The sequence below is a fragment of the Paenibacillus sp. J22P277 genome (assembly GCF_059383675.1).
Map to the genome: position 1 here is coordinate 874,726 of NZ_JBXENS010000002.1, position 23,057 is coordinate 897,782.

The following is a 23,057-nucleotide window of genomic DNA, read 5'->3' on the forward strand; positions in this document are numbered from 1 at the left end:
AATAATTTGTTTTGTTGTTGATTTATTTATTATTATGTTGTTTTTGACATAAAAACATCGCGGATCGCTTCTTCCACGATGTCCAAGGCTTCCTCGATCTGCTCCTGCGTGGCAATCAGCGGCGGTACCAGCGTCAGCACGTTGCCGCTGGCGACCTTGAAGCTCAGGCCGCGCTCCATGCAGCGGTACATCACCTTCTCCGCCTGCTCGATCGCTTTCTCCTTCGTGACGCGGTCCGTGACCAGCTCGATGGCGGCCAGCATGCCCTTCACGCGGACATCCCCGACCGAAGCATAGCGCTCCTTCATCTCTCCGAGGCGGCGCGCGAACACGTCTTCCATCCGGCGCGCGTGCTCCAGCAGCCCGTTCTGCTCGATGTACGCGATCGTCGCGAGCGCCGCCGCGCAGCCGACGGAGCTTTTCTCATGCGTGTAATGGCCGAGCGAGATGTCCTGCGCGACGTCCAAGCCTTCGCGCGCGATGATGCCCGCCATCGGGAACACGCCGCCGCCGAAGCCTTTGCCGATCGCGACGATGTCCGGCACGATGTCGTAATGCTCGTGCACGAACATCGTCCCCGTCCGGCCGAAGGCGGTCGGGATCTCGTCCAGAATGAGCAGCGCGCCGTACTTGTCGCACAGCTCCCGCAGCCGTTTGAAATACGCTTTCGGCGGAATTTGCACGTCCGTGCTGCGGATCGGCTCCATCACGATGGCGCCGACGTCGTCTTCCCGCTCCAGCATGTATTCGAGGTAATCCAGGCATTTGAGACCGCAGCCGTCGCAATCGCCGATGAAGCAGCGGTACGAATTGTAGGGCATCATATGCTCCGTCCCCGGCAGCAGCGGACCCATCCGGCTGCGGAACACGCCTTCGCCGCCGACCGAGATCGCGTCGAGCCCCGCGCCATGGAACGAATCCCACGTGGAAATGGTTTTGAATTTGCCCGTCGCCTTGCGCGCCAGCTTCAACGCCATGCCGATCGCGCTCGTGCCGCCGGGCGTGAAGAGCACTTTATTGAGATCGCCCGGCGCGAGCTCCGCCAGCTTCTTCGCGAGCTGCACGGCCACGGGGTTCGTGAAGCGCCGCGGCAGGAACGGCAGCTCGTCGAGCTGGTTCTTCATGGCGTCGATGACGTAGCGGTTCTTGTGCCCGACCTGGTGCACGCTGTTTCCGTGGAAATCCATGTAGCGCCGGCCGTCCATGTCCTCCAGGTAGATGCCCTCCGCGTTCGTGATGACGTTCAAGCACGGCGTGGACATCGATTGGTGAAGGAAGTAACGTCCGTCCTCCTCCAGCACCTCGAGCGCTTCCGCGCTCAGGTTGTCTTCCTGCCAGCGCGCGCGCTCCGCGGAGAGGTTAATGTCCCCCTCCGTTCGCATGTACGGTTTCAGTTCCACCCGGGCGCCCTCCTTTCGCCAGCACGGCGTCGATCGCGTCGATCGCGGCCGGAAGCGCCGACAGATCGTCGATGACGGCATGCGCGCCGCTTGCGCGGAACCGGGCCTCGGCTTCGGCGGCGAGTTCCGCGAGCGCCGCGGGATCCATCGCGCGCGCTTCCTCTTCCGTCAGCCCCAGCATGGAGCTGCCCTTCACGACGCCGACCGCCCAGACGCCGGCCGCCCGCGCTTCCTGCATGTCGGAGACCGTATCGCCGACCTTGACGACCTGTTCGGGCAAGCCCATGTCCAGCCGAACGATGTTGTCGAAGATCATGTACGGATACGGGCGCCCCCGGCCTCCTACGGCATCCGGCGTCAGCCAATAGTCCGGCGCGTAGCCGTTCTCCTCGGCCTTCTTCGCCACGATGCTCATCATCGCGTCGTTGTAGCCGGTCGTCGCGCCGATCGCGTAGCCGCGCTTGCGCAGCGTTCCCACCGTATCCAGCACCGCGGGCAGCGGCTCGGCGAACCGATGCAGGATCGCGAGCAGCTTCGGCTCGAATTGATCGTGCAGGCGGTCGATGTCGCCCTCGTCGTGCGCCCTTCCGGTCTGCGTATGGAACGCCTCCGCGATCCGCGGCATTTCGAGCATCGCCTTGATATGATCGCGTTTGAGCGTGCCCATCGGCGCCCTCACCTCCTCCATCGTCGGCTCGATGCCGATCGACCGGAAGATCTCCAGAAATACGTGGACGGGAGCCATGCAGCCGTAATCGACCGCCGTTCCCGCCCAATCCATGATAATGCCTTTTATCGTCGTCATGGGGTTGCGCCCCTTTCTATTGTCGTTATCTAAGCTGATGAACGTAATCGGCGGCCGCACGGCCCAATTCTTCCATGTCCGATTCGTGTATATCGCCGATCGAGCCGATGCGGAAGACGTCCGCGTCGGTTAATTTGCCGGGATAGATCACGAAGCCCCGCGTCTTCAAGAACCCGTACAGCGACTCGAACGAAAAGCCTTCGTCCGCAAGGTAATGGAACGTCGTGATGATCGGCGACTGGCGTTCCTCCGGCAGATACGGCTCGAAGCCCGCGTCCTCCATGACGCGGACGAGCGTCCGTTGGTTCCGGACATAGCGTTCGTGCCGCTTCGCCGTGCCGCCTTCTTCCTCGAGCTCCGTCAGCGCCTGATCGAACGCCCGCACGACATGGGTCGGCGACGTGTAACGCCACTTGCCGGACTCCTCGTCCATCTGGCGGCCTTGATCGTACAGGTCCAGCGAGAGCGACCGGGCTTGACCGCGGCAGCCATCGAGCGCCGACTTGCGGCAGAGCACGAAGCAGAAGCCCGGCACGCCTTGAATGCATTTGTTCGCGCTGCTGATCAGGTAATCGATGCCGAGCGCTTCCACGGCGATCGGGATGCCGCCGAAGCTGCTCATCGCGTCGACGATCAGCGTTTTGCCGTGCTGTTTGACGACGGCGGACAAGCGCTCCAGCGGGTTCAGAATGCCCGTCGTCGTCTCGCAATGGACGAAGGCCACGTGCGTGATGTCGGGTTCTTGCCGAAGCGCCGCTTCCAGAGCGTCCGGATCGAGCGGTTGATCCGCGGGACCGTTCAGGACGGCATGCGCGATGCCCAGCACCCGCGCGATCTGCCCCATGCGCTCCCCGTACGAGCCGTTCGCGAGGATGAGCAGCTTGCCGCTTGCCGGCACGACCGTGCCGATGGCCGCTTCCACGCCGAAGGTGCCGCTTCCCTGCAGAAGCACGGCCGTATACGTTGCTTCGCCGGCCTCGCCTACCGCCAACAGCCGGCGGCGAATCGCCTGGACCAGCATGTTGTACTCGTCGTCCCAGGTGCACCAATCTTTCAGCATGGCCTCTTTCACCGTACGCGTGGTGCTGAGCGGGCCCGGGGTCAAGAGTTTATAATGCTCGTCGTGTCTCGGCGCGTCTGTCATGTCGGAGTCGCCCCTTCCTATCGTTAAGGTGGTTAAACGGTTGCGCGAGATTGACCGCCCATCGGTTCGAGCGGTATCGGAAATAGCCGATGCATGCCTTCGCCACTTCCTCGAGGGCGAACATGAGATAGACCCATTCGACCGGCCAATGAAACAGGTACGCCCCCGCGAACACGAGCGGCAGCGCGATCAGCCACGTCGTGACGAGAATCAGCTTCATCGTGTACGCGTTGTCCCCGCCGGCCCTGAACAAGCCGACGATCCAGAGATTATTGAGAAAGTACGCCAGCATGACGCCCGCCTGAATGAACATGATATGCTCGAAATGGGTTTGCATCTCCGCGCTCGCATGGTTGAACAAGCGCGCGATATAAGGGCTCAAAGCCGCGATTGCCGCGCCGGCGGCCAGCGCGAGGACAACCGCGAGCTTCGTGAATTTGCGCGCGTAGAGGATGGCTTCGTCGTAACGATCCTGGCCGAGCTTCCGGCCGATCATCACGTTGGCCGCATAAGCCAGTCCGAAGATGCCCATCATGAAGTAGCCGTTGAACGTCCGGGCAAGCTGGAACGTCGCCAGCGCGGAGACGCCCATGTAGCCGAAGGCGACGGCGTACAGCATATTGCCGAACGACCAAAGCCCTTCGTGGAACACGAGCGGCAAGGTCGTCGCGTACACGCGCTTGGCGAAGGCGAAATCGAACGACACGATCTCCCGCAGGGACACGTTGAAGGCGAATCGCCTGGCGTACACGTACCCGATCAGCGCGGCCGCGCCGACGAGCGACGAGACGAGCGTGGACCAGGCGGCGCCGGCGATGCCGTATTCCCGGAAGCCGAAACGGCCGTAGATCAAGGCATAATCGAGCGCGACGTTGACCGACATCGCGACGAGGCCGACGATCAGCGTCAGCCGGACTTGGCCGATCGCGCCGAGGGCGCTGCCGTAGGCGTCCTTCACGGCGTTCACGACATACACCACGAGCAGCACGGTCAAGTACTGCGCGCCGTACGCGACGGCGGCAGGATCGTTGATGAACGCGGAGAGGATCGGCTCTCGCAGGAAGAATACCGCGGCGACGAGCGCCAGCGTGACGGACGTGCCAGATAGCAGCATGAGGCCGAACGCTTGATGAACGGACGCCGTGTCCTGCTTGCCATGGAACTGCGTAATAAATGCGTTAATGCCGTAAATGGCCGATAAAAGCATGCTCATGATAAAACCGATCTGGCCGACCGCGGCGACGGCGGCGATCGCCGTATCGCCCAGCCGGCCGACCATGAGCGTGTTGATAAGCGAGAACGAATTGCCGACCAGCATCTGAAGCACGGACGGGATGACTAGTTTCGCGACGTCTTGGCGGAAGGTCCGTTCTTGGCCGGCGGCGTTCATCGGCGCCTCTTACCGCAGCTCGTGCGGGAAGACCGGGTTCGACCAGGCGACGTTCCCCTCGAAATCGACGCATTCCACGCGAATGTACAGCTCTTCCCCGTCGATGCGGAAGGATCCGCTCCGGACCGGCGAAGCGTCCGGGTTGAAAATCGTGCGCCCGTTGAACGGGTGCGTGATGAATTTGATGAATTTCACGTCGGAGCATTCCACCTTCAGGTAGCCGTCTTCGACCCGCAGGTCGTAGATCTCCGGCCCGTTCGACGAATAATAGCTGCCGGACTTGAGCGCGGCGATGATCGCTTCCTGCTTCAGCTCGCCCGCTTCCACGGCGATCCAGCCGCCGAAGAATTCCTGGATGGCGGCGTCGAACGGACCGCCGTGGGCGTCGTCCGCCGCGATGCCGAACACTTTGCGGCCATGGCTGAGCAAGTAATCCCAATGCCGCACGCCGTAGCCGACCGCCTCGTCGAGCTCGGACTGGTGGTTGTAGATCTCGAGGGCGAAGTAATCCCGCAATTCCAGCAGATCCTCCGGCTTGTTGCGCGACCAGGTCGGGTGGTTCATGATGACGAGGTTGCCCTTCGCCCGCATCTCGTCGATCAGCGCTTGAATCGTGCCGAGGTCCTCGTAATCCGGCTTGGCGTGCTCCTCGTCGTGCCCGAACTCGTCGTCCGAGCCGAGCGAGCGGTCCAGCAGGCCGTGGATGTGATACTGCTGGCCCGTCTCCCGCCAGCTCATCTCGCAGGCCATCTCGTAGCCGTCCAGCAGGATGAAGCGCTCGTCGTCGAAGGCGTCGGACTTCCAGTAAATCTCGTGATCGCTCAGACACATGAAGTCGTAGCCGTTGTCCTTGTAAGCCTGAATGACGATTTCGGGCGCGTACCGCCCGTCGCTGCGGGTCGAATGCGTATGAAGATTGCCTTTGTATTTGCGTTTGGCGCCGTCCAAGTAAATTACGGATCTCATCGTATCTCTCCTATTCCAGCAAATCGGCCACGAACACCGGATTCGTCCACGCGACGTTGCCTTCGAAATCGACGCATTCCACGCGAATGTACGTCATGTCCGCCTCGATCTGCATGGACGCCTGCGTGAGCGGCTTGCCCGACTCGAAGTTGCCCATGAACGGGCCGCGCTGCGGGAACGCTTTGAACATGATGAACTTGCACGGGGAGCATTCGATCTTGAGTTCGCCGTCCTCGACGCGCAGGTCGTATACTTCCGGACCGGAGCTGGAATAGAAGCTGCCCGCCTTCAGGCTGCGGATCACCTCGGTCTGGTTGAGGGCCTCCGCCTGCGCTTGGATCCAGCCGCCGCCGTATTCGGGGATCTTCCATCCTTCCTCGTGGCCGTGCGAATCGTCGGACGCGATGCCGAAGACGCGCTTGCCGTTCTGAAGCGCATGGTCCCAATACGCCGCGCCGTAGGAGCTTGCCGTCGACCACTCCGTGGAGTGGTTGTAGATCTCGACGGCGAAGAAGCCGTCGTACTTCACCATGTCGTCGAAACGCGTCAGATGCCATTCCGGATGGTTGAACACGACGAGGTTGCCGTGCGCGCGCAGTTCGTCGATGAGCAGCTGCGGCGAATGGTCGCCGTCCCACGGCACCGGCGTCGGGAAATGCTCCAGATGGCCGTAGCGCGCCAGCTCCGGCTCGACCGTCGGATCGTCCAAGACGCCGAAGTGATACCCCGGGTTCTTGTCGGCCATGGGATTCAGCTCGCCCCGTTCCGTGCCCGGAAGCGTGATGAAGGCGTCCGTGTTGAAATCCTCGGTACGCGCGTATACGTCATGATCGCTGATCGAGATGAAATGATAGCCCTTTGCCTTGAAGACCTCCACGACTTCCAAAGCCGGCAGCCTGCCGTCCGACCAGGTCGTATGCAGATGCAGGTTTCCTTTGTACATGGCTTTGCTGCGATCCAAAAGAATGATGTCCTTCATTGTTTGTCGAGAGCCTCCATTTGGTTTTATATTGTAATTAGTTGTTATCTTGTTGTTTGTTATCAGCATACAATGACGCTATCCCCAATTCAACCGTTTGCGGAAGATTTAACATCCGGTTAACATTGATCGCGAAAAAGCTATGTGATAGGGCGGATTTTCCTGTTTCCCGATGAGATGCCTTCTGAAGTCCGCGATCATCCCCCAAGGTTCTTTCGGCGTTTCACGAAATACAACAACAAGCAAAAAAAAGCCCGACCGCATTGCGGACGGGCTTACTGCTCATATTCTTGCGGCGCGTTACTCGCCGTATGCCTTGTGCGCATACGACGCGCTTCATTCGTTCCGGCGCGATCCGTTTATTCGTTGACCATGACCATCTTGATCGCGGAGCCGCGGTCGTCGCGCAGTTCCTTCATCGCGTCCGCGAACCCTTCGAGGCCGAACGTATGCGTGACCAGCGCTTCGCCGTCGACCGCGCCCGAGCGGAGCAGCTCGATGCATTTGGGGAAGAACAGCGCCGGCGTGGCATGCGAAGCGCGCAGCTGCAGCTTCTTGAAATGAAATTCGTTCGCGTCGAACGCGATCGTCGCGCCCGGCCCGAATTCGATGCCGATATAGCCGATGACGCCGCCGGTCCGCGCCGCCTTGAACGTGGACGGAATCGTCGCGGGCGGCGCCGTGACGAGCACCCGGTCTACGCCGCCGCGCTCGAATTCATAGGTGTCGAGCGGGGTCTTGTCCGTATAGATGATCTCGTCCGCGCCGAACGCCAGCGCCGTCTCGATCCGCTTGACGGAATGCGAGCGTGCCGCCGCGTAGATCTTGCGCGCCCCCCGCAGCTTCGCGAGCCGAAGCGCCATGAGGCCGATCGGGCCGAGGCCCACCACCAGCACGTCGTCGCCCATCCGGATGTCGACGACCTCGGTCAGATCGACCGCGACGCCGAGCGGCTCCACGAGCGAGGCGACCGCGAAGGAAAGGCCTTCGAACGGCACGACGACCTCCATCGGAGCGACGATATATTCCGCGAAGCCCATGGAGAAATTACGGCCCCAGAAGCTTGGCCCCTTATTGCACAGATCGTACCGCCCGTCCCGGCACAACTCGCAGTTCCGGCAGTACGTGCTCGTCTCCAGCGTAACCGAAGAGCCTTCCTCGACATGCGAGACGCGCGCGCCCTTGCGCACCACGACGCCGGAAATCTCATGCCCGATCGCTTCCCATTCCGCCGCGGTCATCTTCGCGCTCGTCATGTCCGTCCCGCAAATTCCGCATGCCTTTACATGGATCAATACCTCGTCGTCGCGGATTTCCCCCAGCTCGCCTTCGCGCAGCTCGAATTCGAACGGCGCTTTGACGTACCACGCTTTCGTTTTCATGGCCATTGCCTCCCCCGAAAATCTTCCGTAATCGCCTTGACGACTCTATTATACGCCGCAACGGATGCCGGCGAACAGCGCAAACGGACAATGCGCATCAAACGAGTGCACCAAATGTTCGCTTCGCGGTATCGACAATTCCTTCGCGATTTGCCATGCTTAATGGGCGGCGGCAGCGAACGCTGAGCTGTCGGCGCGATCATCGGAATACCAAGGAGGCAGCAGCACATTGAAGGTACATATCCTACCGCTTGACCAAATCGGCCCCTACATTGCCGACCAAGTAACGCAAACCGCATCCGCGAAGCCGGAGGCCCTGATCGCCTGGACGACCGGCAACACGCCGCTTCGCACCGGCATTTACCGGGAGCTGATCGCCAGGGAGCAGGCGAACGGGCTCGACCTCTCGTCCTGCTGGTTCGTGAACCCCGACGAGCAGATCGGCATTCCCCGCGAGCATGAGGAAAGCTATTATACGTACATGAAGCGCCACTTCTTCGACCATATCCGCCATGCCGAGGACAGGCGCTTCATTCCGGACGGCGCCGCCGAAGACCCCGCTGCCGAATGCGAGCGCATGGAGCAGTTCATCGAAGACCATGGCGGCATCGATTACCAGCTGGTCGGCATCGGCATCAACGGCCATATCTGCTTCATCGAGCCCGCCGCTTCCCTGCCCGCGCGCTGCTTCGTGACGGACATCGCGGACGTCAACCGCCGGCTCTACGCGCCGCTGTTCGGCGGCAAGCTCGAGGACGTGCCGGAGACGGCCATCACGTTCGGCTGGGGCACGGTCATGAAATCCCGGCGGATCAACCTCGTCGCCGTCGGCAAGGACAAAGCGGAGATCGTAGCCCGCGCGCTGCTTGGCCCGATCACGACCGAGGTGCCGGCAACGCTGCTCCAGCTTCATCCGAACGCCGAGATCGTGCTGGACGAAGCCGCCGCGGCGCTCTACCTGCAGGCGCAAGCCGAAGCGGCCGAACGGCGCGGAGCGCGGGCATGACCAAGGACGAAGCGCATCCGGGGAAGAAAGCGAGAATCGCCGTCGCCGGCATGATGCACGAGACCAACACCTTTACCGCGCTGCGCACGAGCCTGGCGGACTTTACCGTCGCGGCCGGCCAAGACGTGCATGGGGTTGCCCGCTGGAAGGGCAATGTGTTCGACGGCATCCTTGGCACGCTGGACGCTTTGGGCGCCGAGGCCGTGCCGGTCTACTTCGCCCGCGCGCTGCCCTCCGGCTTGATCGAGGCCGCAGCCTTCGAAGCGATCTGCGACCGCATCGCGGACGGCATCGCCGATTGCGGTCCGATCGACGGCATCTGCCTCGCGCTGCACGGCTCGATGTGCGCGGAGGGCTGCGACGATTCCGAAGGCGAGCTGCTGGCGAGGCTCCGGGCCGCGGTCGGAGGGGACCTCCCGATCGTCTGCGCGCTCGACATGCATGCGACGGTGACGGCGGCCATGATCGCGCACGCCGATGCCTTCACCGCCTATCGCACGGCGCCGCATATCGACGAATACGATACCGGAGCCCGGGCAGCCAAGCTGCTTCACGAAGCCTTGGCCACGGGGCGGAAGCTCGTGAACGAATGGGCGGAGATTCCCGTCCTGATCGCGGGCGAACAATCGGAGACCGGCGTGCAGCCCATGCGCGACCTGATGGACGCGCTGCGCCTGGAAGAGCGCGCCCCGAATGCCGGCCTGCGCAGCGCCTCCTATCTGCTCGGCTTTCCTTGGGCCGACTCGCCGTTCGGCGGCTGCGCGGCTATCGTCAGCGGGTTCGAGGAGGAGCGCGCGGATCTCCGCGAAGCCGCCCGCCGGCTTGCCGATCTGTTCTGGGCGAAGCGGCGGGAATTCGCCTTCTCCACCGAAGCGGCCATGCTCGAGGAAGCGCTCGACCTTGCCGCGGGCGAACCGCGCAAGCCCGTGATCCTCTCCGATTCCGGCGACAATCCGACGGCCGGCGCCTCGCAGGACGTGACCCTCGTCGTCCAGGCGCTCATCGCCCGAAGCGCCGAGCGGGCGCTGGTTGCCACCATTTTCGATCCGGCCGCCGTGCTTGCCTGCGAGGCGGCAGGCACCGGCGGCATTGCCGAGCTGCGGCTTGGACGGTTGAATCCCTATGACACCGCGCCGTCGCCGCTGTTGCTGCACGCTGCCGTTCTTCGCACCGGCGCCGTGATGGACGTGAATTACGCGGTCGCGGCGATCGGCGGCATCATGATCGTCATCTCCGATAAACGAACCGCCGTTTACGACCCCGCCATTCTGGAGGCGCTCGGCCTCCAGCCCGGCGACTTCGACCTGTTGGTCGTCAAGAGCGGGTACTTGAGCCCTGCCTACAAAGCGATGGCCGAGCGAACGATCCTGGCGCTGACGCCCGGCGATACCGACGAGCGGTTGTCGGAGCTGCCTTACCGGCGGCTGAGACGCCCGATCTATCCGCTCGACGAGATGTGAGCGACGGAAACGGCACTTTGCGGGCAACGGATGCGTATGCGGTTGCCCCATCAGCGGCCGGCTCGCCCGATGCAGCCGATTGATGCGGGACAAAAGGCATTATCGGGTCATGCCCGGTAACGCCGACAGCACGAACGAACTGAACGAACGAAAGCCCGACCGCGGACGGTCGGGCTTCTTTTTTTCATGGAATGCGGATGCTTTCGCGGGCCGCCCCTCCGGGAAATGGCGTTCGGTTCCGATCTGGCGGGCATACGCAGGCCGGCCGCTACCGTTCCCGGCTGTGGCTGTAGTGCACGAAGAAGCGCTGCAATTCCTTCCGGTGCGTGTATGCGAGCAGCAGGAAGCTGGCCAGCCAGCACAGCAGAATCGCGCCGGAATACCCTCGGGCGAACAGATAGACCGAGAGCAGCAGCATGCCGAGCACGACCTGGAAGCCGTCCGCCTCCGAAGAGGTCGGTTTCCCCCTCGTGAACAGCCGCGAACCGGCCAGCAGCAGCGCGAGAATAATGGCATACGCGAGCGAGGCGGCGAATCCGGTCAGCGCGCTCCACACGCCGAACGTAACCGCGATCGCCTTGCCTCCGCGCCAGCCGAGAAAAGGGGAAAAGGCATGGCCCAGGATCGCCGCGGCAGCCGGAAGCACGATGCCGAAGCCGGTCGCGGAGCCGAATTTCACGATCCAGATCAGGGGGACGTACCCCTTGAGAAAGTCGAGCGCGATGCCCGCCAATCCGTACGAATAGCCCGCCGCCTTCCACAAGTTCAACGCGCCGGGATTGCCGTCGCCGATGTTTTTCAGGTTGTGGTTCGCCATCCGGCCGAGCCAATACGAGAACATGAGGGAACCGGACAGAAAGGACAGGACCGCCCACAGGATGATGATCAATTTTTCCGGCCTCCCACTTCGATTCGCCTTCCCTTCCAAGCGACGCGCCCCAGGAACACGACCTGGTAGAGCGAGTAAAGCATGACGTAGAGGAAAAAGACGGTGCTCAGCACATGAAGCACGGGCAGCCACCTGCCGAAGCGCCCCGTATAACGGATGAAATAATAGATCTGCGCCGTATACAGCGCATAGCCGGCGAGCAGCGGTAGCGCCCCCGAGACGCCGACCACGAAAGGTCCCGCTTCGGCGGCGATCAGGCCGATCAGCCATATGGCCACGAACAGCGTCGTCCTTCCGTTCAGCTTGCTCGTGCTGAGCGCCGCCCCTTTGCTGAATCCTTCGATCTCGCCGCGAATGCCGCCGGGATACATGCGGAAGGAAACCATGCCGCAGCCGATGAAATTGGTGACCGGAATGCCGGCCTCCATGAATTTGGCGCCGAGATTCAGATCGTCCAGCAGCTCGGATTTGACCGCCTCGTGCCCTTGCGCCTTCTCGTAATCTTCGCGGGCGGTGAGGATGCAGGACCCGTAAAGTCCCTTCTTCGGATTGGTTCGCTCGAACGGGGACGTGAAGGCGAATACGCCCAGAATGTTCGGAACCAGCGCCAATTTCTCGTAGAGCTTCTCCGTGTGATGGTAGGGGACCACCGAGACGACGCCTCCGGCCTCTTCTCTCGCCGCAAGCAGCGATTCCAGCGCACGGGGAGCGAGCCGGACGTCCGCGTCGAGGAAGGCGATCAGATCGCCGGTCGCGCGCTTGTAGCCGTTCCAGACGGCCCAGTTCTTGCCCGTCCAACCCGGCGGGGGCGGCGTGCCGGGGATGACGGTCACGCCGAAGAGCTCCGCGACGGCTCTCGTCCGATCCTCCGAGCCGTCGTCCACGACGATGATCTCGAACGGAGCGAAGGTCTGGGCTTGCAGCGAACCAAGCAGATGAGGCAGGTTATGCGCTTCGTTTCTTGCCGGGATGATCACGGACAGCTTGCCCGGAGAGAGGGACCGGCTGCTGCGGGCGGGAATCGTTTTGCGGCGGAACAAGACATGGCCCGAGGCACATGCGGCTGCCATCAGCGCTAGAATCAGCAAGCCCATACCCTCACCCCCTGAATAGTTTAGGATATGAATCTATCATAAAATATATTTCTAGAAACTTCCATGCTTTGCAAGAGATTGGGACCGCGTCTTCGGCGCAAGCCAAACATCCGCAACCCTGGGCGGTTGCGGATGTTTGGCAGCGAGGCTCTCCGTCGCCGGTCGTAATCGGGCTTCGATGCCGTCGGCGTGCCGACCGCGCAGCATTCATCGGCTTCCGCCGTCCGGTTACATCCGTTTCAGCGTTACGAGAAAGACATCGTTCTCCCGCATGTCGGCCTCCCATTCGAAGGCGCCGTCCCCCTCGGAGACAACGATTTTCCGCGTCATCTCCGGCAATCCGGCATTTCGCTCGTCGAGCCTGCGGATTTGTTCGCGGCTTAGCGTCCCGCGCGGCGCGAGATCCAAATAATCGGTGTAGGCGTCGTTCCGGCGATAACCCGTCCTGTACGCGCACAGCTCGTACTCCCCCGGCCGAAGGCCGGCGACCGTCAGCTTGACCGGATCCGCGGGCAGCGCGGGAAGATCGCGGTCGTAGTATTTCTTGTTCTCCGCGTCCTGCCGGACCGCGCAGTCCCAGAACAGCACCTGAACCCCGTTCCCGTCGCGGCACGCGAACGCGTTCCGGTCGTCGCATGCAAGCGCCGTGTCGCCGAGTTGGTTGAGGTACTTGTAGGCAAAATAAGCCGGTTTGCGAATGCCCTGGAGATTCATGAGACCGAACCCGCCGTGAAAATGGCCGGTCGGCGGCCCGTCCTCCTCGAAGACGTCGGAAATCTCGCAGTACGACATCGCGCTCACGAGTCCTTGCACGCTGCTTAACCGCGACAGCAGGTAAGAAGCCGCGTGGTAGGAGTCGCGGAGCGGATCCCAATAATGGTAGGTCAGGCCGAATTCGGTAAAATACAGCGGCAGCTCCGGCATGGGAGATCCTTCGACCTCCGCCTTCGCCCGCAGCGCCTCGCCGGCGACGCCGTCCGGCTTATAGTACATATTGCCTTGCGGCCAGCCGGTTCCCGGCGACCAGACGGGCGTCGGGACCGCTCCGTCCGGATTCGCGTAGGGCGGCCGTTCCGCAGCGTCGCTCTCGCCGGGCGCGCAGGAATAGGCATGCGTGGACACGAAATCGAGCGGCACGCCCCGCGCATGGCAGTAATCGATCAGCCCGGCAAGCCAGCCGTTCGCGCCCGAAGCCGCCGGACCGCCTACCCGGTAGTCCGGGCCGACGCTTCGCACGGCGCGCGCCGTCGCCTCGTACAGCTTGAAATACTCGTCCCGGTCGCCGGTAAAGAACAGATTCCGTTGATCGGGTTCGTTCCACACTTCAAAGTACCACTGCTTTACTTCCTCCGCGCCGTATCTGTCGGTGAAATGACCGACGACTTCCCGGATCAACCGCTCCCATTTGCCGTAATCGTTCGGCGGGGTCACGTTGCTGCCCTCCCAGAAGACGGTCCGGTCGCCGCTTGCCAGCGCCTCCGGCATGAAGCCGAATTCGACGAACGGACGGAGGCCGGCGTCCAGAATGAAGTCGTACACCGCGTCGACGTACTGCCAGCCGAAGATCGGATTGCCGTGCTTGTCCTCCCGGTATACGCCCATATCGTCGTCCAGCAGACCGTGAAACCGGAGATAGCGAAATCCGCATTCGCGCGCGGCGCGGATCAGATGCTGCTGATGGTCGGCGCGCAGCAGCAAATAAGCGCGGCCCGTGCTGACGCACAGATTCGGAAAGGTGTCCCGCTTGCCTTGGGCAAGGGAACGATCGATGTCAATCCTTCGCATGGAGGAGCTCCTGTTCTTGGCTGCGGCCATAGCCGGAAGCCCGTATTCGCAAGCGCCTCGCATTAACGGCAGCGCTTACATTTATAGCTGGATTATAGTACGCCAGCCCGGATTATTCCAGAAGCATGCTTGAACCGGCGGCGTTACGAAGTATCGTCATGGCATTGGTTCGTTTACGCCATTAATGGTCATCCTCCGACCGCAGCGCCAATATACGTTCCGCCTTCCGCAGGTCGTCCGGCGTGTCGACGTCATACCCCCACTCCGCCTGCGGGAAGGGCAGCATCAGCGTGCGCTCCCGATGCTTCGCGAGGATGGACTTACCGCCCTCGTCGCCTTGAATGGCCTCGAACTCCGCGTAGATGTCGGCATCGAAAAGGACCGGATGACCCGGCGCGCCATCGTAAACCGGACGGACGATCCGGATCCCTTCGTCATGCCGCAGCGCGTATTGTTCGAGCATCGCCGCGATCGCGCCGGCCGATACGAGCGGCTGATCGGCCAGGAATACGAAGGCGGCGCGCGTCCTGCCCGTTAACGCCCGGATTCCGAGCCGGAGCGAGGAGGCCATGCCCGACGCGTAATCCGGGTTCTCGAGCATGTCCAGCCCCCCGATCGGAGCGGCTAGCGCGGTCAATTCCCCGATGCGGCAGCCTCCGACGAGCGCGATCGGGCTCAGCTCCGCCGCTATCGCGGCTTCGACGGCATACCGAAACAGCGGTTTGCCGTTCAGCGGGAGAATCGGCTTGAACCGTCCCATCCGCTTCGACATGCCCGCCGCCAAAATGACGGCTCCTATCGTACTCATCGCGTTTCCCTTCCCCCGCGGCGCCCGCTGCGGCGCTTGATTAATTCCGCCATGATGCTGACGGCGATTTCTTCCGGGCCTTCGGCGCCGATGTCCAGCCCCACGGGAGCATGAAGCCCGTCCGGCGGCGGTTCGGGGGAAGACAAGCGTTCCGTCCGCGATCTCGACCCCAGGATGCCCAGGTAACGAAGCGGAGCGTGCCGCAGCTCGCGCAGAACGTAACGGTCCTGCCGGAAGCTATGCGTCATGATCAGCACGAAGCTGTCCGGCGGAATCGGGCGGTCGCGCAAAAAAGTTTCCGGATGCTCGACGATTCGCCGCTGCACCGTCGGAAAATGCGTTTCGTTGTTCCTGCCGCTCCTGGGATCGATGAGGACGACGCCGAAATCCAGCTCCGCGGCCAGCCGCGCCAGCAGCTCGACGTCGGGACCCGCTCCGAAAACATACAGCCGTTCTCTCGGCGCGTACACTTCGAGCAGCAGCTCGCCGTCCGCATCCGGCAGCGGAACGACGGCGAGCTCCGCGCCGTCCGCGAGCAGCCTCAAGAACGTCGGAACGAGCCGCTCCAAGGGCAGTTCCGGGTCGTCGAGGTTGCCGAAGGCCGCACCGTTCTCGGCGTAAAACAACGGCATGGTACCGGATGGGGCAGAGCCGCCGCGACTCTTGCTGCTGCCGAATCCGCGGTCAACGTTATTGCCGCCGCCGAATCCCCGGTCTGCGTTGCCGCCGCCGCCAACTCCTTGGTCCAAATCGCTGCCGGCGTCGCCAACATCATGACCACCGGCGCGCTCATCGCCGGCGCGAAGCAGCCTCCGCGCGCATACGACGCGATGCCCCTGTTCCAAATGCCCCTCGACGCGCGACCAGACGGACGCTCCGCCGGCCCCTGCCCGCTCGCCCCACCCGCATGGCTCGACGTACACGGTTACCCGCCCGTTGCATCCCGCTCCGCGACCCCAGGACAGATCATCCTCCGACCTGAGGTCGTACACCTCTATCAGCGGCCGGCGGGAACGAATGACGTCCTCGGCGCGATGCCGCAGATCCTCCTCCAGGCATCCCGCGCTGACGGTCCCGAATTGACTCCCGTCCGCTCCGATCAACATTTTGGCTCCCGCGCGGCGATAGGCGGAGCCGTCCACGCCGATGACCGTCGCCATCGCGAAAGGCACGCGGTCATGCCGCTTCATGAGCTGCAGCATGCGCCAGCGGTCATTCACGGTCGATCACCGCGTGAATGGCATTCCGGATCTCCTCGTAACTGGTGCAACGGCATATATTGGACCGCAGCCATTCCGTAATAACGGCTTCGTCCGCATCGGGGTGCCGGTCGATGAGCGCCTGGCAGTTCATGATGAAGCCCGACGTGCAGAAGCCGCACTGAAACGCGAAATGATCGATGAACGCCTGTTGGATCGGCGCATCCTCCAAGCCCTCGATGGTCGTGATCCGGCTGCCGCGCGCCTCGATGGCCAGCATCAGGCAGGACTTGACCGCCGTCCCGCCCACGATGACCGTGCAGGCGCCGCAGTCGCCGTTCTCGCAGCCGGCTTTCGCTCCCGTAAGCCCCAGCTGCTCGCGCAGCACGCGGAGCAGCGTATCCGCCGAGCGAATGACGGCGGGCTGCCGCTTCCCGTTGACCATCAGCTCGATCTCGCATTTGACGATGCCGCGATCGGTATTATTCATAGGCTCCTCCGTTCCAACGCCGTCATCGTATCCCGCAGGGTGTTCCGCAGCACGAACGCGCGATAGGCCGCCGAGCCGATGATGTCGTTCAGGATCGGAACGGGCCATGTCGCGATCACGCGGTCGATCCGTTCCTCCAAGGAAAGCGCCGAATCGTTCAAGATCGCCTCGATCCGCAGCGAGCGGAATGGGATGTCGCTTACGCCGCTGAATGCCATGCGAATCCCCTGCTCCGTCCGCAGGGCGGAGATCCGAACGAGCGGATAATCGATGCGTTCCATCTTCGTTTTCTTGACCGTGACGTAGGGCAGCCCGAAGTACCTGCGATCGCTCAGCACCTGAACGAGCAGCTCCCCTCGCGCCAAGCTTGGCGCGCCGTTCAAGACCTGATGGACCGGAACGGTCCGCATCCCTCTCGGCCCCGCGAGCACGACCTGGCTGTCGACCAGCAGGAACGGCAGCAGCACCTCGCGGTAAAAGAATCGGCCGCACAGATTGCCGCCGACGGTAATTTTGTTGCGGTTCGTATGGTCGGCCACGTCCCTCACCGTATCGGCCAGCAGCGGAAACAGCGGCGTTTCCTCCACGTCCGTGAGCGTCCGCGCCGCGCCGATTACCAGCTGCTCCCCGCGAAATCCCATGTCATTGCATTCGGGCAAGCCCTTGATGTCGATGACCGCTCCCGGACGCAATTGATCCAGGCGCGCCATCGAGATGATCTCCGTCCCGCCGCCGTAATAGATCGGCGTCTTGCCTCTTGCCTCTGCCTGCCAAAACGCGCGCATCGCCTCTTCGACGGTCGCCGGCTTGAAATATTCGAAATCGAACGAGATCATGGATGTCCAAAGCCTCCTCGCGCCGCGCCGGAGTCGTACGTCATTATAAATCATATCGCGAAGCGGCTTTGTCCTATTCGCGGGAACGCGAAATAGCGGCCCATTCGGTCATCCCTGCAAAACAAAGCCACCCCCAAAAGCGGAGGTGGCCGTGTCGCTGCTCGAAACGAGCCTTAGCTATTCGAAATCATAATTGGACGTCCCTTTGCCGTATTCCCTTCTATGCCAATGACCGCCTTCGCTAGCTCACCGTGATAACCAGCGGGTCGCTGGCTTCCTTCTGAGCTTCTCTCGCTACGATGCGAACGGTTTGACCGGCGACGAGCGGATTGCTCAGCGGAAGCGTGAAGGAACCATCGTCATTTACCCACACCGAAGAGATGACTTGATTATTCTCGTCGAGCAGGAAAATGAGCGGCGGCATGCGGTTCACGGTGCTCGCCCAGTTATAGGTCCCCTGAATGCTCACGGCTTGTTCATTGACAGCGCTCGTTATGAGCGGCTGTTCCGATTTGGGAGCCGATTGCACCGTGATATATACCGGATCGCTTTGCAGTTTGCCGGCCTCGTCGGCAACGACGTAAACCCGCTCCCCGCCCCGCAATACCGTATAGTAGAACCCAAGGCTCCACCAACCGGAATTCATGTCCGCATAGCCTGAAGCCACCGGACGACCGTCCTCATAAAACATTTGAATCAGCGCTTTCGGGGTAGCCGTGCCCTCCAAACTGCCCGAATAGCCGTAAAGCTGGCCATTGAATACGGGAGGACTGGACTTTTCGACAGGTGAAATTGCGGTTATTTCAAGCGGATCGCTGATCAGCTTGCCTCTGGCGTCCGATTTGATGATCAGTTTCATGCCCGGCCGCACGTTATCCGGCATCCTAAGAACAAAATTGCCCAAATAATCCGCCTCATTGCCATAAATCAGCGTGCCGTCCTCGTAAAAGAAGGACATCTTCGCATAAGGCTCCGTCCTGCCGGAAAGAAGATAGTCCTTATCCGCGTAGGCCGGTGCGGTTATCACGGGCAACGGCGTAACCGCCGTCGGCGCGACCGCCGTGAAAATCAAAGGTACGCTTTCTTTCATATTCGGTGCGAGCGCCGTTAACTGGTATTGCGCGTCAGGCGTCAAAGTCAGGTCCCAGAACGTGATCTTACCGTCCGGAAGCGGATAATATTCTGAAATAACCGTCCCTTGCATATCCTTCAACGACACCATGATGGACGAATTCGGCAGCGTAATCGCCTGAAGATAAGTAAAATCGCTGTATACGTCCTCCGCGAGCCGCGGCGTGGGCGTAATCTCCTTCTTCCCGACGACGACCGAAGTCGGGGGGCTGATGACCTTCTCATAGCCCTTGGCGGTCACGTACAGCGTTTCGTCGGCAATCGGAGCCGAGGTCAAGCGAATATCGAATTTGCCTCCATAGTCGCTGTGGCTTGCCTGATCTTCGCCGATGACCGTTCCATCGGCTCGTTTCACGACAATGAGCGCATCGCCCTCCGCCGTTCCCTCAAGCGTCCAGTTGCCTTCAAGCAGGATGCCGTCGATCTTCGGCGGAGCGGTGACGACCGTAGGCGCCATTACCGTCACATGGGCCGGATCGCTCTTTCGCTTCCTATCGGCCTGCGCATACACAAGGAGCTCCTCTCCCGCGGTCAGCTTGACGTTACTCATCAAGTACACGTCGAAAGTATTGCCGCGTTGGCCATGATAGGAACCGACTTCCGTTCCGTCCGATGTCGTGATCGTAATCTCATTCGACGTATCTTCCACCGTTCCGCGAACGTCCTTGGAATCGTCGTATACGGTATTCGTAACGATCGGCGTCGCGGTCTTCGGTCTTTCCACGACGTCGACCTCGAACCGTTCGCTTTCCCATCCGCGCTCCGTGTACATCCGGACGAGCAGCTTATCCTTGTCGTGCAGGACGAGGCCGGGATTATCCTGGAACAGGTCAACATAGAAAAACATATCGTACTTGCCCGGCGAATTAAGCACCGTGCCGTCCTCCAGCTTCACTTCGACCGAGAACGGATCGTCCAGGTTCATGACGCTTCCGCTGAGGTAACCGATGTCCGTGTATACGGGCGAATCCACGCTTGGCAGGGGAGCCGCCTCTTCGATGATCAAATCCGGAACCGCGAGATCTTTGCCCGCTTCGACGGTAAACTCGTCCGTATAATACCTCGTTAAGCCAAGGTAGATGTTGAAGATATACGTACCGGGGGGAACAAGGTCAAATTCAAATCTTCCGGCGGTATCCGTGACGTCCGAGTAGTCCCCGGTCGTTCCGTTAACGCCCGTCAGATGAACGGTCATCTGATAAATCGGAAGCGGCTGAGGCGCATCGTACTTCGCGTACAACAGCCTGCCCGTTACGGTTGCGGTAGTCGCGCCGCCATTGCCGGGGTCGGGCGTTCCTCCTCCTCCTCCGCCGTTGCCGGGATCCGGCGCTCCGCCTCCTCCTCCGCCCGGGATGCCTCCTCCGCCCGAAGGGATACCTCCCCCTCCCTGAGCGGGAGCGGATGTCGAGCCTCCATCCGGCAAAACGGAGCCCTCGGCATCCGCCGAAAGCGTGCGCTTATCGATCTGTCCATCTCCCGTGAAAGTCGTCTTGCTGTTCAACTCGAGGTTTCGGACGATGACGCCTTTCTCCAGCACAATGCTCGGAATCGCGAGATGGCCCGCGATGAACAAGGTATCCACGGTCCCCGCCAACACTTTAAGCTCGTTAATATCCGCATTCACGCTGACCGTACGGAAACCGCCCGCAATAGAAAGCGTTCTGCCGCCGCTGTCTTTTGTCCCCGGAAGCACCGATAGATTCACGAAGCCCTCTCCCGAAAGATCGGCTTCTTCAAGTACGGCGCTGGATAAAACCTGCGTATCCTGGATCTTCGTCTTGCCTTCGGCAACGATTCTGACGGTGTTCTCCGGTCGATTCACGGACACGGTGCCGAGCTGGCTGTCGTGAATATGAACGCTGTTCGTACCGCCGCCTTCAATCCGCGTGACGCCATCCACTTGAACCTGATCCAGGTTGGCGTTTCCGTCGCCGACCGCTTTGGAGATCGTCAGATTCCCGGTAATATGCATGTTCTTAAGCGTGACGCCGGGCGATTGAACGATGACGTCGCTCCGCACGGTCGTCAGCGCCGTTCCGCCGACAACGCCGGCTTTATCGTACACGACCGGATTTAAAGCCAGCGCTTTCTTGATGGCCACGACCGATTCCGCGCGGGTCATTTGCCGTTGGGGTTGGAACTTTCCATCGGCATCGTTGCTCATGATCCCTTTTTCCAACACGTCGTTCACTGCCGTTTTGCTCCAGGAAGGAATGAGATTCGCATCTTTGATCGGGATGAGCTCCGCGATTCCCTCCTTGTCCAGCTTCAGGAGTCTCGATAACATGACAGCCGTCTCTTGCCTCGTGATTTGCTGTTTGGGCCGAAACGTATTATCGCTGAATCCGCTGATATAGCCTTGCGCGATCGCCTTTTGCACTTCTATGTATGCCCAGTCGGTTTGTTTTACGTCCTTGAAGCTAATCGTGCTCCTAGCGGCATAGTTGAACACCCGGTTCACCAGCGCCACGAACTCGGCTCTGGAGATAACGCCGTCCGGCCGGAACGTATGGTCCGGGTAGCCCGTGATCAATCCTTCGTCCAGCCAGTCTTGGATATCCGCTTCAGCCCAATGACCTTTGATATCCGAGATAGAATCCGCATCTCCGCTGTCCGCGAGAACGGATAGCCCGCCATTCGGAAGAAGGCAAAGCATAATCAATAGCATGCAGATATTTCTCAACAATCGGTTTTTCATCAACGAATGTAGCACTCCCTCTAAAATCATTTCGCTATGATTGCGCTTCGGAACTCGAACTTTACGCTGCTCTTCTTCAACCCTTCTATTTAATTTCGTCTTATATGGCATTTTTTACGGTTATTTCCATGCTAGAGTCGCTACTAATTATATTTCCATCCACAACGCGTGGCAATGGAAATCCGAAGCGTTAATTGTTAAATCATTAATAAGATGAACCATGTTAATTGTTCTCTGCTTCAACAAAAGACGCAGGCATTCGATCGCCATCGCAAAAAACCCGGCCTAAAGCGGCCGGGTTATGCGTGCGAGGGAGTAAGGAAGCGCAGCCGAACGTACGTGATCCTTCGGCCGTCGTCTCTTCACCCGATAGAATGCCGATCAAAAACCCGTCACGCCGCCAGGATCCGCGTCACGAACCAATACAGCCCGATGACGGCGATGACGGAAGAGACGGCATAGCTGCTGTACGTGTAGTTCTTGAACCGCCCCGCCCAGAACAGGAGCGGCAGCAGAAGCGCCAGTACCGCCAGTTGGCCGATCTCCACGCCGACGTTGAACGAGAACAGCGTCAGCAGGAACCGCTCGCCGAGCGCGCCGCGCAGCACCTGGGCGAAACCGAAGCCGTGGATCAGGCCGAAGCCCAGCGCGATCATCCATCGGTGCTGGATCCGCTTGAGCCAGATGTTCTCGACGGCCACGTACGCGATGCTGAGCGCGATGACCGGCTCGACGAAGGCCGCCGGCAGGTTCACGATGTCGAGCGCGGCCAGCGCGATCGTGATGCTGTGGCCGACCGTGAAGGCGGACAGCACCTTCACGTAGTTCCACTTGCACTGCTTCGCCAGCACGAGCGCCGCCACGAACAGCAGATGGTCCGTGCCCGTCAGGATATGCTCGATTCCGACGCCGATATAGTTCCACATGGTCATGAGCCAGCTCGGCACCGCGACGGAGACGGACGCGCCCCCGGCTTCCGCGACCGCCAGCTCCTCCGTCACGACATGCTTGCTTTGCGTGAAGATCAGGTCCCTCGAAGCGCCGCCGGCCCGAAGGGTGGCGAAATTCTGATGCCCCGGGTCCTCCTCGAAGAAGATGCCGTAATCGATCGCATACGTCTCCGCTTCGGACGGAAGCTCGTAGCTTAATTTCATATAGAGATAAGAAGCGCCGCTGCGTTCCCGCAAGGCAATATCGCCGATAACGGGCTCCAGCTCCCGATCCCCGCCGCTGACATGAAGCGACTCCGCGACAAGCGGCCGAAGTTCTTCCTCCGTCCATGCCGGCTGCTCCTGTTCGCCGGACGAACCCGCGCCGTCATCCAGGATAAACACGCCGTTCGACCGCATATCCATCCACTGCGTGATCTCTCTCGGGTCCAGGTAAAGCTCGTACGTGAGCCGACGCTGATCCAAGGCGATATCCGAATAGCCGTACGTGTTCAAATGGGCAAAAGCCGGCTTCGCCGCGCCGAACAAACAACCGACCAGGGCGACGAACAGGCACAGCCGCTTCGTCCATCGGCCGGTCTCCAACCAACCAAGCATAGTATGCATCGCGTATCGTTCCTCTCGTTAATAGGCGGGCAAAACGAA

At 61.2% G+C, this 23,057-nt stretch carries 18 protein-coding genes; 2 read left to right on the forward strand and 16 right to left on the reverse strand.

Annotated elements, in window-relative coordinates; all coding sequences use genetic code 11:
- Positions 1-32 precede the first annotated feature (32 nt).
- The 7 genes from AC50YL_RS08590 to AC50YL_RS08620 form a co-directional block, all read right to left on the reverse strand.
- A complete protein-coding gene (locus tag AC50YL_RS08590; protein WP_494831007.1) occupies positions 33-1,400 on the reverse strand; it encodes an aspartate aminotransferase family protein in 1,368 nt (455 codons plus the stop codon).
- Positions 1,360-2,205 (reverse strand): phosphonoacetaldehyde hydrolase, encoded by an 846-nt coding sequence (gene phnX / locus AC50YL_RS08595; RefSeq protein WP_494831008.1) that lies wholly within the window; start codon positions 2,203-2,205, stop codon positions 1,360-1,362. Before phnX ends, AC50YL_RS08590 begins: the two co-directional genes overlap by 41 nt.
- Positions 2,206-2,230: 25 nt before the next feature.
- Positions 2,231-3,349 carry a 2-aminoethylphosphonate--pyruvate transaminase gene (gene phnW / locus AC50YL_RS08600; protein WP_494831010.1) on the reverse strand — a complete coding sequence of 373 codons (1,119 nt, stop codon included), beginning with the start codon at positions 3,347-3,349 and terminating at the stop codon, positions 2,231-2,233.
- On the reverse strand, positions 3,315-4,739 hold the full coding sequence (locus tag AC50YL_RS08605) for an MATE family efflux transporter (RefSeq protein WP_494831012.1): 1,425 nt from the start codon (positions 4,737-4,739) through the stop codon (positions 3,315-3,317). The genes phnW and AC50YL_RS08605 overlap by 35 nt, the downstream gene beginning before the upstream one ends.
- A gap of 9 nt (positions 4,740-4,748) precedes the next feature.
- Complete coding sequence (locus AC50YL_RS08610; RefSeq protein WP_494831013.1) at positions 4,749-5,705, reverse strand: CehA/McbA family metallohydrolase domain-containing protein; 957 nt, start codon at positions 5,703-5,705, stop codon at positions 4,749-4,751.
- A 10-nt stretch (positions 5,706-5,715) separates the two neighbouring features.
- Positions 5,716-6,684 (reverse strand): CehA/McbA family metallohydrolase domain-containing protein, encoded by a 969-nt coding sequence (locus AC50YL_RS08615; RefSeq protein ID WP_494831015.1) that lies wholly within the window; start codon positions 6,682-6,684, stop codon positions 5,716-5,718.
- Positions 6,685-7,043: 359 nt separating this feature from the next.
- Complete coding sequence (locus AC50YL_RS08620) at positions 7,044-8,066, reverse strand: zinc-dependent alcohol dehydrogenase (protein WP_494831017.1); 1,023 nt, start codon at positions 8,064-8,066, stop codon at positions 7,044-7,046.
- Between the two features lie 229 nt (positions 8,067-8,295).
- Between AC50YL_RS08620 and AC50YL_RS08625 the strand changes: the two genes are divergently transcribed.
- Together AC50YL_RS08625 and AC50YL_RS08630 are read left to right on the forward strand one after the other, a co-directional pair.
- Entirely contained in the window at positions 8,296-9,072 is a 777-nt protein-coding gene (locus tag AC50YL_RS08625) for a glucosamine-6-phosphate deaminase (RefSeq protein WP_494831018.1), read from the forward strand.
- Positions 9,069-10,532, forward strand: coding sequence for a M81 family metallopeptidase (locus AC50YL_RS08630; RefSeq protein WP_494831020.1), 1,464 nt, complete (start codon positions 9,069-9,071; stop codon positions 10,530-10,532). The genes AC50YL_RS08625 and AC50YL_RS08630 overlap by 4 nt, the downstream gene beginning before the upstream one ends.
- 268 nt (positions 10,533-10,800) lie before the next feature.
- Here the strand turns inward: AC50YL_RS08630 and AC50YL_RS08635 are convergent, their stop codons facing one another.
- The 9 genes from AC50YL_RS08635 to AC50YL_RS08675 all read right to left on the reverse strand — a co-directional run bounded on the left by AC50YL_RS08635 (position 10,801) and on the right by AC50YL_RS08675 (position 23,018).
- The gene (locus AC50YL_RS08635; protein ID WP_494831022.1) at positions 10,801-11,421 is read right to left on the reverse strand and encodes a glycerol-3-phosphate acyltransferase; all 621 of its coding nucleotides are present in this window, start codon (positions 11,419-11,421) and stop codon (positions 10,801-10,803) included.
- Positions 11,418-12,515, reverse strand: coding sequence for a glycosyltransferase (locus AC50YL_RS08640; protein WP_494831024.1), 1,098 nt, complete (start codon positions 12,513-12,515; stop codon positions 11,418-11,420). Before AC50YL_RS08640 ends, AC50YL_RS08635 begins: the two co-directional genes overlap by 4 nt.
- 228 nt (positions 12,516-12,743) lie before the next feature.
- On the reverse strand, positions 12,744-14,300 hold the full coding sequence (locus AC50YL_RS08645; protein ID WP_494831025.1) for a GH39 family glycosyl hydrolase: 1,557 nt from the start codon (positions 14,298-14,300) through the stop codon (positions 12,744-12,746).
- 181 nt (positions 14,301-14,481) lie between these two features.
- Entirely contained in the window at positions 14,482-15,108 is a 627-nt protein-coding gene (locus tag AC50YL_RS08650) for a nucleotidyltransferase family protein (protein ID WP_494831027.1), read from the reverse strand.
- Positions 15,105-16,328: an XdhC family protein gene (locus tag AC50YL_RS08655; protein ID WP_494831029.1), complete on the reverse strand. Its 1,224-nt coding sequence runs from the start codon at positions 16,326-16,328 to the stop codon at positions 15,105-15,107. The genes AC50YL_RS08650 and AC50YL_RS08655 overlap by 4 nt, the downstream gene beginning before the upstream one ends.
- Positions 16,321-16,797, reverse strand: coding sequence for a (2Fe-2S)-binding protein (locus tag AC50YL_RS08660; RefSeq protein ID WP_494831031.1), 477 nt, complete (start codon positions 16,795-16,797; stop codon positions 16,321-16,323). Before AC50YL_RS08660 ends, AC50YL_RS08655 begins: the two co-directional genes overlap by 8 nt.
- Positions 16,794-17,633, reverse strand: coding sequence for an FAD binding domain-containing protein (locus AC50YL_RS08665; RefSeq protein ID WP_494831033.1), 840 nt, complete (start codon positions 17,631-17,633; stop codon positions 16,794-16,796). Before AC50YL_RS08665 ends, AC50YL_RS08660 begins: the two co-directional genes overlap by 4 nt.
- Before the next feature lie 241 nt (positions 17,634-17,874).
- Positions 17,875-21,432 (reverse strand): S-layer homology domain-containing protein, encoded by a 3,558-nt coding sequence (locus AC50YL_RS08670; RefSeq protein WP_494831035.1) that lies wholly within the window; start codon positions 21,430-21,432, stop codon positions 17,875-17,877.
- A 422-nt stretch (positions 21,433-21,854) separates the two neighbouring features.
- On the reverse strand, positions 21,855-23,018 hold the full coding sequence (locus tag AC50YL_RS08675) for a HupE/UreJ family protein (protein WP_494831036.1): 1,164 nt from the start codon (positions 23,016-23,018) through the stop codon (positions 21,855-21,857).
- Positions 23,019-23,057 lie beyond the last annotated feature (39 nt).

Bases quoted from the DNA above. Each gene is read 5' to 3' on its own strand.
- phnX (WP_494831008.1), bottom strand. From the start codon at position 2,205: ATGACGACGATAAAAGGCATTATCATGGATTGGGCGGGAACGGCGGTC.
- phnW (WP_494831010.1), bottom strand. From the start codon at position 3,349: ATGACAGACGCGCCGAGACACGACGAGCATTATAAACTCTTGACCCCG.
- AC50YL_RS08605 (WP_494831012.1), bottom strand. From the start codon at position 4,739: ATGAACGCCGCCGGCCAAGAACGGACCTTCCGCCAAGACGTCGCGAAA.
- AC50YL_RS08610 (WP_494831013.1), bottom strand. From the start codon at position 5,705: ATGAGATCCGTAATTTACTTGGACGGCGCCAAACGCAAATACAAAGGC.
- AC50YL_RS08615 (WP_494831015.1), bottom strand. From the start codon at position 6,684: ATGAAGGACATCATTCTTTTGGATCGCAGCAAAGCCATGTACAAAGGA.
- AC50YL_RS08620 (WP_494831017.1), bottom strand. From the start codon at position 8,066: ATGAAAACGAAAGCGTGGTACGTCAAAGCGCCGTTCGAATTCGAGCTG.
- AC50YL_RS08630 (WP_494831020.1), top strand. From the start codon at position 9,069: ATGACCAAGGACGAAGCGCATCCGGGGAAGAAAGCGAGAATCGCCGTC.
- AC50YL_RS08640 (WP_494831024.1), bottom strand. From the start codon at position 12,515: ATGGGCTTGCTGATTCTAGCGCTGATGGCAGCCGCATGTGCCTCGGGC.
- AC50YL_RS08645 (WP_494831025.1), bottom strand. From the start codon at position 14,300: ATGCGAAGGATTGACATCGATCGTTCCCTTGCCCAAGGCAAGCGGGAC.
- AC50YL_RS08650 (WP_494831027.1), bottom strand. From the start codon at position 15,108: ATGAGTACGATAGGAGCCGTCATTTTGGCGGCGGGCATGTCGAAGCGG.
- AC50YL_RS08660 (WP_494831031.1), bottom strand. From the start codon at position 16,797: ATGAATAATACCGATCGCGGCATCGTCAAATGCGAGATCGAGCTGATG.
- AC50YL_RS08665 (WP_494831033.1), bottom strand. From the start codon at position 17,633: ATGATCTCGTTCGATTTCGAATATTTCAAGCCGGCGACCGTCGAAGAG.
- AC50YL_RS08670 (WP_494831035.1), bottom strand. From the start codon at position 21,432: ATGCTATTGATTATGCTTTGCCTTCTTCCGAATGGCGGGCTATCCGTT.
- AC50YL_RS08675 (WP_494831036.1), bottom strand. From the start codon at position 23,018: ATGCATACTATGCTTGGTTGGTTGGAGACCGGCCGATGGACGAAGCGG.